Here is a 15,459-nt window from a genome sequence, read left to right as displayed (position 1 = left end):
ACTAGGGCTAAGTTTCCGTCCAAGAAGCCAGTACATAAGGGGGCAGGAGTTAAATTGGAAACACTTACTTTTTCTGTAATCAATACTGCTTAGAGCTTAACCGAACCGTATTGAAATATCACTACTCCTCACAAAAGGAAACCAAAACGAGAACTAACTCAGCAGCAAAAGGATGAGAATAAAGCTTTATCTAGTAATCGAATATTCATTGAACATTTGATCAGATTACTTAAAATATTTCGGATTGCTTCACAAAGGTTTCGCCTAAAAAATGACACTTACGAGCAGATTATTTTAACAGTTTGCGGATTAGTTAGATTAAGAATTGGTAGCTTGATTCTCCTTACTTAACTATTAGCAATAATCGCAAAATCTCAAAAATCAGGAGTTAATTTTTATGTCTCTAAACTATTACTAACTATCTCAAAGCCTTATGCCTCCGTTTTTACGAATATATCAAAGTTTTGCCCCAAAGCTTTGAATAGTCTGGCTTTGGAGTTTTCGGACAAGTCTAGTGAAGCACGTTGCCCTACCTACAGCCCTTCTCCGAGAGGAGTCGAAAATGGGTAAGAATTGCCCCGGCATTAATTAGAAGCACGTTGCCCTACCTACAGTCCTTCTCCGAGAGGAGACCTCCGACAACAGGCATCAAGAAGGTAGGTGTTGGTGCAGTGATCGTGCTTTTTTACATCTGCAATCCAACACTCACGTTCCCCCTACCGTTGCCATCCCTGTCTTTATAAGAGCAAGAGCTACGGCTTTGCAGTGATTGGACTGCTAGTGGTAAAGCTATTCATCTATGGTGCTACTTTTTCTTTAAACAACTTCCCAGCAGAAAACGCAGGAACAATGGTTGCCGGAATCGTCATTGGCTCATTGGTTTTGGGATTACGCCCTTCACGCTCTGAACGTTCGCGTCGCTCGAATGACCCAAACCCAACAAGCGTTATCTTCTCCCCATTAGCTACAGCCTCGGTAACGACTTCTAAAAAAGCACTGATCACTTGATCAGCTTGCTTTTTTGTGATGTTAGTCTTCGCTGCTACAGCATCCACGAGTTCGCCTTTGTTCATAAATCACCCCGAAGTATTGCCAGTATTGGAAATTTACTTTACCATTACTACCTTTTGTGAGGATAGGGGGAAAACGACTAACAATCAAGCAGCATACGAAAATTAACAATGCACAGTTACTCCTGTGGCGGCTTTGAATTCAAGGGTAAAGCCAGCTCAGAATAATTATCATTATTTTTTAGCTATCAACTTATGATTTTTGCTGAGTAATTTATCTCTTGAAAGTCTCCAAACTTCAAAGGTTTTTATTTATGTTGCTATGATTCGTTTGATGTTTAAGCAACTTGCTCCCCTAAAATCACATATCAAGAACTTTTCAAACATCCTCTTAAAATCAAAGCGTCCTCAAATTTTTAATTTAGCAACAACCTACACTAATAAATTGCTTCAGATTAAGAATTCTCGAACTCGATTAGCGAGTGCCTCTAACGAAGCCTTGTTATTACCTTCCTCTGATAAAGAAATATTTCTATTGAAGTTCCTTGTAACGAGCCAAAGTTGATGACCTTCAAACGCACAACCATAGGCAAAGCCTGTTCTGTGTCTTACCTCAACTCTTCGGACATCTTGGAGCGGAAAATCCTTGATTTTAGTTTGTAAGCCGTGGTATTTGACAGTTACCTTGCTGAGAGCTTTGTTGAAGCTACAAACTTTAACTACGTCACTTGCCCATATCTGTTGCAAGGCTAAACAAAATGCACCCGTTACTACAAGCAAGTACAGGAATCCCCACCACCCACCTGACATAGCATTCATATAGGAATCCTATTTGATTTTTGAATAAGCTCCGTACATTTGAAGCGTAGGGAAATCAAAGGTAGTGTGTCGGATAAACCACTCAAACATCCACTTTAAATGAGAGAATGTTGGAATTAAAGCGCAGAAACGTCTAACCCAAGTTTTGGCTTGCAACCAAATATCCTCTATAGGATTTTGCTCTGGGCAATTAGGAGCAAAGCGGACACAATGTATTTTCCATTCTTCAGTGGACAAACCTTGATTTATGGAGTCCAAGAAAGCTCGAACATCTTGAGAGCGATGGTAAGTAGCACCATCCCAAAAAATCAGTAACCGTTGGTTAGCACACTCCGCTAGCAGATATCGCAGGTAATCAATGGTCGAGTCTAAGTTTCCTTTATCGTAGGCTTTAAGCAGTAATTTTCCGCTGATATAGTCAACCGCCCCATAGTAAGTTTGTTTATCTCGTTCATTTACCACTCGAACGCTTATTTCTTGGTCAGTTTTCTCCCATACATAACCATTTAAGTCTCCCCACATCAAATGACATTCATCAATTAAGAGTACTCTAAGCTTTCCTGTTTCAATTTCAAAGCGGTGTTTTGCCAACAATGTTTCAATCTCTTTTTTTTTTCTGCGACAGCATCAGGATTGGCTTTAGGATTGTGCTTTGTTGTTTTCTTCCAACTTATCCCTGCTTCCTCAAATAGGTTATAGTAACTTTGTTTTGACTCGTAAACCACATCGTACTCAAAAGCTAACTTATACTCTAACTCGCCAATCTCCCAGTATTCCTTTGTTTGTAGCCAACTCAAAACTTCTTCTCTTTGTTCGCTGTTGAGATAGCTTTTCCTTCCTTTGTAGCTGAGTCGTAGTCCATCAATCCCTTCTGAGTCGTAGGCAAGATCCAGCCTGTGATTGACCCTCGCGATACGTCTAAAATTGTTTGGATTTCATCATACAAGTAACCTTGATAAACCAGCTTGACCGCCAATGCTTTCCTTACTTCACGCGCATCTGGACGCATATCTATAAAATCTTGTAGTGAGCGCGATCGCATTAAGTGCAGTTCCCTCTGTTGAATGTTGCCGCGACACTTCTCCCGCAAGTGTAGCAGCTTGTAAATACTGGCTTATCATTGTTTACTATTAGACTTGTATCCCTCTCCGCATTATTTCTTAGTCTTGTTCAAAAATCAAATAGGAGTCCTATAGCAAACAATACTATAGCAGGTGGGCTGCCAAAGAGAAGAAAAATCATACCAAACCAAAAATCTCTAGCTGGGTTTTGAAGCGTTAGAACATCTTCAGTTTGCTCTAAAATCTTCATTTTTTTTTGATTTCCCTTACTGCTGTTGATGTAGTTTCTACTCTATCACCAGATTTTATTTGTTTCTTCAAGTTAAATTATTGAGTCTAAACTCCAACGAGTGTAAACATTGGTATCTAATAAATACCATCAACAATTTTTTCCCTTATATCAAAATCACCTTTAAAATCAATGACAATGGGATCGTCTTGACAACTGCCGTCAGTTTGTTCAAAAAATCCTGCTGAGCATCCCAATTCTCTTGGTATTTTTGGGGGTGCTAATAGTTCTAGCTGGTGGGAAAGTGCCGTCAGCTTCCTCTACTGCGGCAAGCCATATTTCTTGCTGCTATTGAGGTTCTCGCTTTGTTAATGGTCGGACTTGTCCCTTAGTAGCCAGCAGAATCTGCGATTAATTGGGCGTTCGCTTGTGGGTCAAAAATCTCCTTTGTTCCTGCAAAACTACAAAATACTTGGCCAGGAGAGAGTCAGCAGTATGATTAAATTACTTGACCAAAACAGAAGCAGCAGCCACAATACACTACTAATTATCCTCAGCTTCATTTGAGACAAATCAATGTTTTTGATAAATTGCTGCTCATGCCAAAGTTGCCAAACTCGAAATGCAGTGTAAAGTGTACCAATAATCACCACTAAACTTGGCAACCAAACGCTACTAACTATTTGTTCAGTGATAATTTGGATTGTAATAACTAACAAATAGAAGCCAAAAATTTTACGAATTTCAGGATATTTAAACCAAACAATCAATGCAATCGTTGGAACAATAAGTCCAATTGCGACCGCTAATAATATCCAAACTCGAATAAATCTGAGTCCAGCATCGCTGTAGTTAATCACTGGACTAATTGGTAATATTCCAATTGAAGTTAGCCAACCCACAAGCCCCACTACTAAAGTTGCCATTACTATAAAGATGAGTCCCGTTTTCCAAGTCATCAATTGTTTACTCCACAAGCCAACTGAGCTAAATCTTCTGTTTGTACTTCATTCTATTCTGGATTCAGCAGTCCCTTTAGTGCTATGTGTTGGGGGAACTTGCTGCAAGTTTCAAGCAGTGGAAAGGGTTTCATGATTGCAAAGATTACATCGCCAGCTAGCAGGATTTACATTATCGCTATGGGTTGACAACAGCCGTTAATACAGCTTTTGGTGGGATGCTCCAGTTCACCAACGCGCACGGCAGGAGTTGGAATTGAACTTAATTTTGAAATGGCGCAGTCCATTTAATATAGTTTCTAAAGATACATCAAGCGGAGCAACAATTTTTTCATTGTCGCTGCAATCTAATGTGCTGTATACTGTTTCGGCAATCAAGAAAGTAATATTTTTTACATAAGCATTCCCTTGAACATAGGTAATATCAAACAATGCTAACGGTACTTCGCTCTTACGCTGCATGGGTTGTTCCAGCAGCTTTGACTTTACTGAGTTTTGGATCGGGCAATGAAAAGGCGCTCGCACAGACTCTGTTCCCATTTAGTGGTAACTACGACGTAACGATCGCTGTTGAGCCGATTAACGAGAAGTTTTCACGGGCAATTGAACGGGCTGTAAGTACTGATGCACCATACGGACTCACCGAATATAACGGTTTAGTTTACGCCCTAACTGACTTCTCTACTGGCTTGTTCACCTTTAACACCGATCCAACAGCAATCGGCTTAGAGGGCTTCCCAGAAGGCTTTATTGAATTCAGTGGTAGCGGTGCTAACAAGGTATCTGGAACCGCTACTGCCACCGCTTTAATTGACTTTGTAAACCTTAGAGGGTCTGGCTCTGGTTCTTTGATTATCACTGGCGGTGAGGGTATATTTAGAGGTGCTACTGGCATACTAGACTTTTTTGAGAACGACACAATCAGTCCAAATCCAAACGATCCCATAAGAGGACAGGCTTTAGTTACTGGCACTATTAAGGTTGTTCCAGAACCGGAAACCGGAGTAGGGACGCTAGTTGCTATTGGCTTAATTGGATTTGGTTTTATGTTGCGCCGACGTTGCCTTCGCTCTGCTTCATGAGCCACTCCAACCCCTAGAACACCGATTCAGTAACAGGCGATCGCTTCGGCGCAAGCCTCCCCCAGCTGATCGCCTATAGCGCAAGCTTCGCTATCGCCTAAAGAATTGCAAAAAATCTCTATTTTTTCTCGCAATCCACAATTTAAATCGTTTAAATGAAAAAATAGTTCATTTGTTCGCGTTTAAAGGGCTGTCCCTCGGTACTCAAACCTATACCGTGTATACAAAGCTCGTGCTGGAGTGAATTCTGGAATTGCCCCTGTTTCTAAATTCAAGCAATCGTAACCACGCCTTTGGGCTTCTTTAATAATGTGTTCCAGAATTTTTGAGGCGACACCCTGACGACGGTAAGCCAAGGCTGTACGCATTGATTTGATTTCACCACTTGTTGAAGAGAGTTTTTTCAATGCCCCGCATCCAAGCAGTTCTTCGCCATCCCAAGCCGTCCAAAAAGTAATATCAGGCGAACGTAATGCTTCTATATCAAGAGCATGAACGCTTTCGGGTAGGGTAATCTCATGCATATTTTCGAGATGTTCCCTCAGAAGGTCAGCAATATTTTTACCTGTCAAGTCATCTTCACGAATTTGCAATCGGCTCATCTCCTTAATTTGCTAGAGATTTTTACTCTATAAGCATTGATTTATAAAACATAGTTAGTAATACATCAGGCTTTGAGTCTTCCTGATACTGACTTCTACACTTTGTAATGCCAACTTCAAGATTATTCGTTTTTTGCGTATGATCCGGATCATGGTGAGGTGATTGGCATAAAATTTGACCACTCAAAACTTTTCAAACAGCCTCTAAGGTATTGTGAAGTAGTACAACTTTACTTTTTCAATTGATGGAGCGTATAAGTCTTCCTCAGAAACACCAACAAGTAGATATCTGAAAGGTTGATGACGGTAATAGGCATGAACTTTTTTTGCCATCTCATTACCAAGATTATCGAAAAAAGTATTGGGATCGCGGATGAAATCGAAGTAGAGAATATTGCTTTTATTAGCCGGACTAATTCCTACTTGCAAGATTTTGCATTGTTTTAGTAACGGTAAAGCACGCGGAGGTAAAAGCGGTAAAATTCTGCTTTGGATATCAGCCCGTTCCAAGTCTTCTTGATAAATAGTTGGATAAACTTCGATTTCACTGCGGCCATCTAAATAAAAGTCAAAACCTACTAATAAATCATTGTTGACTAAGAATGCTCGCAATTTTGGGCTATCACCACACACAGCAATGGCCGATTCTATTTTGTTGGGAGCATCATGCAGGTAAATAAAAAGTTTTAAGCGGGATTCACTAATTTCTGTCTGTGCATCTATACCCACAGCAATAGAATAAATTCCTCGAAAATCTGGATTCTTGCCAAAAAACTTTTCAAGCAGATGGTAATTCACCTTGACTTCTGCTCGACCTTCCACTTTACGAAAGAAGTCCAAGGCTGCTTCGAGTTGCTGTTGGGGATTGTAAAGCAATTGCAAATCGTCTTGTGTAGGAAATAAAAGAGCGAACCGAGCCGGAGACAATTCATCTTTAGTTACATTACAACCGCAGCGAAATAAACCTCCTTGTCTCCCCTCTACTTGTACGAAATCTTCAAAAAGCTTTAGGGGATAAAGGTCTTCGTAAATGTCAAAGGCACGTTTATGTTTTTCAAGGTATTCTAAGTACGGTTTGCTATCAACTTGAATCGGTTTATAATTCATTTTTGCCCTGCCAATACTACGCTGTTCATTGAATTGCTTGTACTCTTTTACGTAAGGATTCAGGTCTAATATTTAGGGTGAAAATTCAGGTAGCCGTCGGCTGCCTCTAACTCCATCTCGTAATGATTATAATTTTCACACTTAGTGAAAATTAATTTCCTCAAAGCCTTATGTAGTTTGAGTCTTAGTGTATTTTATCCTGATTCAGACTCGTCAATATTTAGATGCGTTTGCCCTGGGTACTAGGACTTCTGGAACTGCTTGCGCGAAACCGACATTGAGTAGGCAGCAACTGCTTGCTAACAGAAGTCCCCATTGCCAAAACTTATTTTTCAAACCTTTCATAAGCGATTACTTTGTAAAGTATAACTAGCATAGTGCTTAGGCATTGACATAACTTTGATTATGTGGAATAAGCCCTGACTGATATAATTAGAATACTTTTGCTCTTGCTATGAATACGATGTTTTTTAAGGAAAACTACTTTCCAATTTTGGAAAATTAATTTTTAAAAATTAATAAACTAATTTATAAACCAAAATAAATTGGGGGTTTTGATCAAGAGCTATAAGGATTAACAGTAGATGCAAAGCTAGTAATAAGCATATCAACAAGACTGCTACATTTAAAATGCAAAATTACGAATAGGTTCTACAGCATTATACAAATGTAGTCCTAAGTCTCTAGTAAGCTGTTCACAAACTTTGATTGCACGTACACTATTGCCTTTGGCATCAAGCAGGGGTGAGAAAATACCAATTCCACACTTTCCAGGTATGGCCATAACTAGACCTCCACTGACCCCACTTTTGGCAGGAAGTCCAACCCGATAAGCCCATTCTCCTGCAAAATCGTACATTCCACAGCTATGCATCACGCTAAGTACATCTTGCACGTAATACTTGTTTAGTGCCTGTTCTCCTGTGATTGGATTGACTCCTTTATTTGCTATAGTTGCTCCCATCATTGCCAAATCATGACAGCTAACTGAAATGGAACATTGCTGAAAATATAAATCTAAAGTTTCTTCAATATTGTCACTAATCATGCCAGAATTATGCATTAAGTAAGCAAGTGCTTTATTTTTACTCCCAGTTGCTTTTTCTGACAAAAATACAGACCAATCTACATTATGTTCCCGTCCGGTGTAGCGACTGAACATTTTCAGTATTTGTTCAAGTCTTTCACTAGCACCCTCAACCGTAAGTAAATTAGTCGTAGCGATCGCGCCTGCATTTACCATCGGATTATAAGGACGATTGTTTTTTTGATCTAGATCAATTGAGTTAAAAGCTTGACCTGTTGGTTCTACTCCCACTTTATTCAACACAACTTCCCGTCCATAATTCTCTAATGCCATACCGTAAACAAACGGTTTGGAGATGGATTGGATAGTAAATGTCTGTTGGTAGTCTCCTATCTGATAAATTTGACCATCTGTAGTAACTATAGAAATACCAAACCACTCTGGGTTTGCTTTTTTGAGTTCTGGTATGTAGTCTGCAAGTAGACCTTCTTTTAAAGACTGATATTTTTGATGCAGATCAAACAAATAATTTTGGAATTGAGAGTTTGCAGACTTATTTATATTAGAATAATCTAATAATTTTTCTAATTGAGTATGTATATTATTGACTTGGTTATGAGAAGGTTTACAGGTTAGTAAAGAGCCAGATTTTTGTTGAGCTTTCATTTTGAAATTACCTATAAATTTGGATTGTAGTTTAACCGTCGCCCAAGATATAAGAGTATCTAGTAGAAATTGACATATTTAAACTTAAAACTATTTCCTAATTTTTGAATATTTTAAATAAACAAATTTGGAAAGAAATTCGTTAAGAAATAGAAAATTCAGCTTAAAAATTGTATTTCTCTTCTTGTAACAAGATTAGAAATAGATAAATTGAATGCAAAATCGGTTTACTAGGTATGCTTTTCTCGGACTCTTTATAGAATAGATGAAATTAATTTTGCACACATCGTTCAATCGGGAAATTGTTTTTCCAATTGTGGAAAGCAATTTTTGTAAATTAGTAGCACTAAATTATGAACCCGAACAAGTAGGTATCTGTGGCCAAGAACCGCCAGGAGCAACAGCCGGTGCAGACGCAGTGAGAATTATCTCACCATTAGTGCCATAGATCCATCCTTGAGCTTCAATCAGTGATGCTGGTGTAACTAGTTCATGCTTATTGTTAGTCGCTGTGTTCTCTTGTGGCGTTGAGATACTTGCGCTTGTGACAGTAGGTATCTGATAAGTTTGATAGGGTGCAATTGAGGGGTCATCTGGCATTACTGGCAAGCCCCCGTTCCCGGTGATGATAAATTTTCCTTCTGGTCGTTTACTTCGGGCAATGCAACTATTGGCAATCAACTGTGAAGTATCGATGATGTTTGTAGGCAGAGTAGTTAAGCCTTGAGAGGGTTTAACATCAGGTGTGTTGAGTTGCACTAGACCATCCACGCCCAATTGAGAACTGGCAGTGATGTCACTAAGTTGAGTATCCTTTGAACGAGGCTCAATGCCGAACAGACCTTGGCTGGTAATGCGGATATTGCCACCCCGATCGCTGAAAGCATTGGCTCTGATGTCACTATTTTCCTTAGGGACAGCAACAATAAAGTCTGCGTCAATGGTAATATTGCCGCCATCCCCTCCAAATTGTGCAGTACCAGGTGTAGTGGAGATGAAACTCCGAGGACGCAGCAATAAATCTAAATCTGATAAATTAAGATCGTCGCCCTGAAAAGTACCAGATGTAGTGGAGATGAAGCTGCCTTTTCGTAACACCAATAAATCCAAATTTGATAGGATGATATTTCCGCCCCGACCAGATGCTGTTTCAGCATTTATTTGTGCAGCAGTGTCTAAGGTAATAGAGCGAGCTTGCACTTCGATATCGCCTGCTACTCCTAGTCCCTGGCTATCAGAAGCCAACTGAGCGCCATCCATTAAGGACAAAGAATCCGCTTTTATCGCGATCTTACCTCCATTTCCCTCTGCTCCCTCGTTAACAGTAGCCTCGATACTACTGGCTTTTCCATAACGATCGCGTCCTGCAAGGGAGAGTGTATCAGTAATGGTTAGGTTCAGATTCCCTGCATTTCCGTCACCGTAAGTACTACTTTCGATTGAAGACCCATTGTTGAAAGCAATGGAGCGGGCTTTTAGGTTCACATTCCCTCCATTGCCTGTGCCAGTGGTTCTATTATCTATACTTGACTCGTCCAAAATAATGGAACCTGCTGTTATAGTAATATCTCCTACATCACCTACAGAAAACCCACCTACAAAGTTGGAAATAATGCTACCGAATGATGCATTTCCGGCAGCGAGAGAGAGTTGATCGGTGACAGTCAGGGTTATGTTTCCACTATTTCCTTCCCCTCCAATACCAGTAACACTACTACCTAGTAAAGCCCCATCGTTCATGGTCATGGAGCCTGTTGTAATCGTAATGTCGCCCGCATCACCGACTGCTGACCCCTCCGCCTTGCTTAGAATCGAACTGCCATAAGACCCGCCTAGATCGGCACCAGCTAGGGAGAGCCGATCTCTAACATTCAAAGTCACATCCCCGGCATTTCCTTGACCATAAGTACTGGTATCCATGTAAGCTGCATCATCCATGCTAATGGAGTTTGCTGACATCATAATTTCTCCCGCATTGCCTACTACAGGCTGATTTGCAAAGCTTGTGTAGCTAAGGATACTACTCTCTCTCCCAGCTATACTGATGGAATCTGCTTTCATTGCAATGTTGCCTGCATTGCCTACTGCCAAAGCTTGCACTGTGGTCGCAATGTTGCTATTAATAATGGCGATCGCTTTTGTGGCATTGAAGGTAATATCTCCTGCTTGAGTACCTACTGAGCCTAAACCTGAGTTAATCCCTCCCGAAAGAATACTTCCTTGTAAAAGGTTTATATTTTGAGCATTGATGGCGATGCTTCCACCACCGCCTGCACTTACATTCACGCTACTATTATCCGTGAGAGATACGTCTGCTTTTAACAGCCCTTGGGGAACGCTCAATCGCAATTCCTGCCCTTGCTGCGTCAGTCCCACTACTCCCAAACCCTCCACTCCAGCCAGTTCTACTCGTCCTCCTGGTGCTTGCAGTTTTCCCCCTTCAAGCCTGACATTACCGCCTAATAGTGCTAAGGTTCTCCCTGGTTGAACTTGCAGACTTTGACTTAGAGGAATTGAGGTATAGGGTTGAGGATTGAAGGCGATCGTATAAGCACCACTGTCTGTGCCAGAATTCACATCCCACTCCCTAAGAGGTAATCCTCTGCCTGGTGCTATCAGCTCAGTCCAAGCTGGAAAAATGTTACCTTGCGAACTGCGTGGTTTATTATCGTAGCTGGAGATACCTAGATAATAGATGCCAGAGGTTCCTGGAGTGAAACTGAAAGGTTGCCAGGGGATAGTAGATTGCCGTCCAACACTGTCATCATTAGTAAACATACCCAAGCCATTGCTATCAAACAAGAACAACTGGGTATCTACATCAGTCCCACCGACCGTACTTGCTGTAACCGGTTGTCCTCCAGGTAGAAAAAGTTGGTACAGATCCACATCATTTTCATTATCTAAATTGCCGGAGATTGCATTATAGGTTGCTCCAGAATTTGGGCTGTTAACACTCTGGGCAGTATCAAGCAGCTGACCCGCATCGCCGACTTCAGTAAATTGGTTCTCTAAAGCGGGAGGTTGATTGCCTGCTTGCACAACAATATCACCTGCTGTACCGTTAAATTGTAAACCAATCGGCACGCTGACGGTCAGCAAGGGAGTAGTAAAGGTATCAGGCTTAGTATTAAAAACTGTACCATCGGCAAACAATATACTACTAGCTGTAGAAGCTACAAACGAGCCTCCAATATCCAGACGGGCATTTTTTCCAAAAATAATGCCATTCGGATTTATGAAAAATAGATTCGCTGTTCCATTTGCCCGCATCAAACCATCGATGTTGGAGATTGATGTTCCTGTAATGCGAGTAAAAATGTTCTGAATCGATATGGCATTGTTAAAAAATGCTTCTCCACCTGTCAGTACGGAAAACTCGCTAAAGCTGTGGAAGAGGTTGGTTCCTCGAACTGTTCCGCCTTCAATCGTACAAGCTGTGCATCTTGGGGCGACGCTGGAATTGACTTCAAGTGTATTATCAGGAACAATTTGGGCATGGGCAGGGTTAATCATGGCAAAAGTTGCAATCGCCCAGCATCCTGTTACAGTTATTGCTCCAGAGCCAAATAATAGTAGCGATTCCCAGTTTTGATAATACCTTAATTTAGTTTTCACAAAACTTATAGACTCCTCCCAACCATTGGCCATACTACATCATCAAGCTTGACAAGTTATCATCTTCCTTCATAAGGTGCTGATTTTCCTATTTTGGAAAATTAAATTCCTCAAACTGCAACACGCAGCCAGTTAATTATTTGTATCCTAGTCTTTAACGATAAGTTTTACTTAAATGGCAAGTTAATTTCTAGCCACAAAAAGTTAGACCTCCCGTAGTTTTGGTAGGTTGAACAAATATATTAAAAAGTAAACCAGTTATGAACCAAGAGCCAAAGCAAACTTTGCAAAAATTTTTAGTCGTTGACGACCATGAAGCAATTCTTCAAGGTACAATTCCAGCGCTCAAAGAGAAATACCCAGAAGTAGAAATCTTCGCAGCTCAGGATGCCCAAACTGCATATCAGCAATTTGAACGCTACCACCCAGACTTGCTAATTGTTGATTTATGTCTGCCAGAAAAGCCTCAAGCTCTAGCTCAGGTTGAGGTTGGGATACAACTGATCAAAACTTTGATGTCAAGCACTCTCGCCCCTAATTTAGTGGTGCTGAGTACCAATGTTAAACCGTTAGTGCGTTTCAAACCGATAATCAATGCTTATGAAGGTGGCTTTGCGGCTATGGATAAATCTTTGCCAATCCGCGAAATGTTAAAGTTTGTTGACTTGTCATTGCGCGGCTCTATTTATTTATCTTCAGAATTGCGATCGCGTCCAGAATTTGACCGAAAATGGATTGAGGTATTGACGCTGAAATATGAAGAAGGATTAACAGATAAAGCGATCGCACAAAAAATGAACTTAAGCGATCGCACTATACGCAACTACTGGATTAGACTGCAAGATTCTTTAGGCGTATATGACGAACCTGGTAAAGAATTAAGAATTCAAATTGAAATCGCAGCTAGAAAAATTGGATTAATCAACTGATGAAATTCGCACTTTCAACTAAAAACAATTTATGGAAAAAGGTTCATAAAGAACTGAAACTTTGGCGAGAAGTAGTACTGCCAGGATTTTCAGTTGTCGGATTAATTATACTTGTTCGCTCAATAGGATTATTACAATCACAAGAGTGGCTTGCTTTCGATCAATTGCTGCGTTTGCGGCCTAATGAAGCCGTCGATTCGCGGGTGGTAATTGTAGGTATTGATGAAGACGATATTAACTATGTAGGCAGGTTTCCCATACCAGATAAAGAAATCGCCAAAATGTTGAGCATTTTAAATAGCTACAAACCGAGAGTCATCGGTCTCGACCTATTTAGAGATAAAGGTAATTTGGCTGATGCCGAGCTTGCATCTGTCTGGAGGGAAAATCCAAATCTCATCGGAGTTGAAGTAGCATTAAATCAAAAACAATCTTTTAATGTTAAACCACCGCCTGGGTTAGCTCCTGAACGAATCGGCTTTGCAGATATAATAGTAGACCCAGATGGAAAGCTGCGACGTAGCTTAATCGCCAGTAAAACTCACACCGGAGAACTGAAATACTCTTTATCTCTGCGTTTAGCACAATTCTATTTGCGCGAACAAGGAATAAAATTTACTCATGGTAGTCGTTCTAAAGACCCCATCAAGTTCGGTTCGAGTCGGTTAGTCCGGTTTCTCCCCAATTCTGGCGGATATGTAGGAACTGATGCCAATGGCTTTCAAATGCTACTGAACTTTCGCTCTCATCCTCAACCTTTTCGTACCGTATCTCTTAGAGATGTCCTCAATCATAAAATCGATCCTAATTGGATTCGTGATCGCGTGGTTATTATTGGCATGACTGCTCCCAGCGTTAAAGATAGCTTTATCACCTCCGCAGTCAAAAATACACTTTATAGCACGGCTTTAGATATCGATCAGTCTTCCGATCAATACCAATGGATTTATGGTGTCGAAGTTCATGCTCACACCACGAGTCAAATAATTAGTCATGTTTTAGACAGAAGGCCACTGTTAAAAGTATGGTCAGAAATTTGGGAATATTTATGGATTTTAGCTTGGGGTTTACTCGGCATAATTGTTGGTTTAATCCTTCAATCTCCGGCAAAGACATTGTTAAGTCTTGGTTTAACCAGTATCGCCCTTGTTGGGATTTGTTATTTTGGTCTTGTTTTAGGTTGGTGGATTCCTTTAGTACCAACTCTATTAGCTCTTACAAGTGCAGGACTAACGACATTTTTTTTTGACCGAGATTTAAGAGCGCTACTCGAACAGCGCAGTTTAACTCTGAAGCGCTCTTTTGAAGCAATTCATAATGGGCCTTTGCAAAGTCTAGCTGTAATATTAAGGAGTCTAGGGGAAGAAGAAATAGAGCTTGAAGAATTGCGATCGCAACTTCAACAACTAAATCGAGAGTTACGGACTATTCCGGAATATCTCAGTCAAGAAATGCTTAGTCGTAATGATAGTGTTTATTTAGATGGAAATGAAGTTCTCGATTTGCAAACTCCCATTGCTGAGATGCTTTATTATGTCTACGACATTACCTTAAGAAGAAACTTTCAAGGATTTATGACAATCCAAAGTTTTATTCCTCCTAATTTTGAACCATTACAAGAATGCAACTTAAATGCAAATCAAAAGCGAGGCTTATACCTTTTCTTGCAGGAAGCTTTATGTAATGTCGGCAAACATTCCCAAGGAGCTACTCGTCTTGATGTAATTTGTACGCGATCGTCAAAAGAGTATTGTCTGCAAATAATTGATAATGGATTTGCAAATATATCTAAAAACTATCAACGTGGCGGACAAGGAACAGAACAGGCTCAAGAGTTAGCTCGACAATTAAGAGGCAAGTTTCGAAGATTTCCTCACACTACACAAGGCACTGTTTGTGAGTTGACTTGGCCTATAGCAAATATTTGGTGGCAACGACTTTTGTATTTAGGCAATTGGAAGCTTTTAGTAAATAAAGTATCAAATTAACAATTATTAAGACTTAAAATTTTTGCAACAATTTAGCCTATATACGCTAATAGTCGTAATTAGCAATTCCAAATTAAAGACATTTTCAGTCGGAGATTTAACCCCCAACTGAAAGTATTCTGCGTGTAGACGTAAAGGTATTAAACTTTTGAATGTAGGATAATTCGTTAAATGTTAGCTCCCCGAGTTTTTAAAGAAACCGGGGAGATTTAGCTCACTGATTTTCGCGCAATCAAATAGGAGTGATATCAATACGGTTCGGTTAAGCTCTAAGCAGTATTGATTACAGAAAAAGTAAGTGTTTCCAATTTAACTCCTGCCCCCTTATGTACTGGCTTCTTGGACGGAAACTTAGCCCTAGT

Annotated in this window: 12 protein-coding genes and 1 pseudogene; 4 read left to right on the top strand and 9 right to left on the bottom strand. The window is 40.3% G+C overall.

Going from position 1 to position 15,459, the window contains the following annotated elements:
* Positions 1-117: 117 nt before the first annotated feature.
* On the top strand, positions 118-351 hold the full coding sequence (locus H6G97_RS33340; RefSeq protein ID WP_338421889.1) for a transposase family protein: 234 nt from the start codon (positions 118-120) through the stop codon (positions 349-351).
* 446 nt (positions 352-797) lie between these two features.
* On the opposite strand, the gene H6G97_RS33335 is transcribed toward H6G97_RS33340, so the two are convergent.
* The 5 genes and pseudogenes from H6G97_RS33335 to H6G97_RS33315 form a co-directional block, all read right to left on the bottom strand.
* A complete protein-coding gene (locus H6G97_RS33335) occupies positions 798-1,073 on the bottom strand; it encodes an HU family DNA-binding protein (RefSeq protein WP_190944720.1) in 276 nt (91 codons plus the stop codon).
* A 387-nt stretch (positions 1,074-1,460) separates the two neighbouring features.
* Positions 1,461-1,829: a hypothetical protein gene (locus tag H6G97_RS33330; RefSeq protein WP_190944719.1), complete on the bottom strand. Its 369-nt coding sequence runs from the start codon at positions 1,827-1,829 to the stop codon at positions 1,461-1,463.
* Positions 1,830-1,838: 9 nt separating this feature from the next.
* A pseudogene (locus H6G97_RS33325) lies at positions 1,839-2,950 on the bottom strand (IS630 family transposase).
* 630 nt (positions 2,951-3,580) lie between these two features.
* Positions 3,581-4,078, bottom strand: coding sequence for a hypothetical protein (locus H6G97_RS33320; RefSeq protein ID WP_190944718.1), 498 nt, complete (start codon positions 4,076-4,078; stop codon positions 3,581-3,583).
* 228 nt (positions 4,079-4,306) lie between these two features.
* Positions 4,307-4,510: a hypothetical protein gene (locus H6G97_RS33315; RefSeq protein WP_190944717.1), complete on the bottom strand. Its 204-nt coding sequence runs from the start codon at positions 4,508-4,510 to the stop codon at positions 4,307-4,309.
* On the opposite strand from H6G97_RS33315, the gene H6G97_RS33310 reads away from it, so the two are divergent.
* Positions 4,510-5,160 (top strand): PEP-CTERM sorting domain-containing protein, encoded by a 651-nt coding sequence (locus tag H6G97_RS33310; protein WP_190944716.1) that lies wholly within the window; start codon positions 4,510-4,512, stop codon positions 5,158-5,160. The two genes, H6G97_RS33315 and H6G97_RS33310, sit on opposite strands and share 1 nt — an antisense overlap.
* A 182-nt stretch (positions 5,161-5,342) precedes the next feature.
* Here H6G97_RS33310 and H6G97_RS33305 read toward each other — a convergent pair whose 3' ends face one another.
* The 4 genes from H6G97_RS33305 to H6G97_RS33290 form a co-directional block, all read right to left on the bottom strand.
* Positions 5,343-5,762: a GNAT family N-acetyltransferase gene (locus H6G97_RS33305; RefSeq protein ID WP_190944715.1), complete on the bottom strand. Its 420-nt coding sequence runs from the start codon at positions 5,760-5,762 to the stop codon at positions 5,343-5,345.
* 204 nt (positions 5,763-5,966) lie between these two features.
* Positions 5,967-6,869: a LynF/TruF/PatF family peptide O-prenyltransferase gene (locus H6G97_RS33300; RefSeq protein ID WP_190944714.1), complete on the bottom strand. Its 903-nt coding sequence runs from the start codon at positions 6,867-6,869 to the stop codon at positions 5,967-5,969.
* 625 nt (positions 6,870-7,494) lie between these two features.
* On the bottom strand, positions 7,495-8,562 hold the full coding sequence (gene glsA / locus H6G97_RS33295; protein ID WP_190944713.1) for a glutaminase A: 1,068 nt from the start codon (positions 8,560-8,562) through the stop codon (positions 7,495-7,497).
* 351 nt (positions 8,563-8,913) lie between these two features.
* A complete protein-coding gene (locus H6G97_RS33290; protein ID WP_190944712.1) occupies positions 8,914-12,180 on the bottom strand; it encodes a two-partner secretion domain-containing protein in 3,267 nt (1,088 codons plus the stop codon).
* A 260-nt stretch (positions 12,181-12,440) separates the two neighbouring features.
* Here H6G97_RS33290 and H6G97_RS33285 point away from each other — a divergent pair, with 260 nt between their 5' ends.
* Together H6G97_RS33285 and H6G97_RS33280 are read left to right on the top strand one after the other, a co-directional pair.
* A complete protein-coding gene (locus H6G97_RS33285) occupies positions 12,441-13,109 on the top strand; it encodes a response regulator transcription factor (RefSeq protein ID WP_190944711.1) in 669 nt (222 codons plus the stop codon).
* The gene (locus tag H6G97_RS33280) at positions 13,109-15,097 is read left to right on the top strand and encodes a sensor histidine kinase (protein WP_190944710.1); all 1,989 of its coding nucleotides are present in this window, start codon (positions 13,109-13,111) and stop codon (positions 15,095-15,097) included. Before H6G97_RS33285 ends, H6G97_RS33280 begins: the two co-directional genes overlap by 1 nt.
* The last annotated feature ends 362 nt before the right edge of the window (positions 15,098-15,459 follow it).

The sequence above is a fragment of the Nostoc flagelliforme FACHB-838 genome (assembly GCF_014698065.1).
GTDB classification, from domain to species: Bacteria; Cyanobacteriota; Cyanobacteriia; order Cyanobacteriales; family Nostocaceae; genus Nostoc; species Nostoc flagelliforme_B.
Note: the sequence above shows the minus strand (reverse complement) of the source record. Positions and strands in the feature narration are given on the sequence as shown.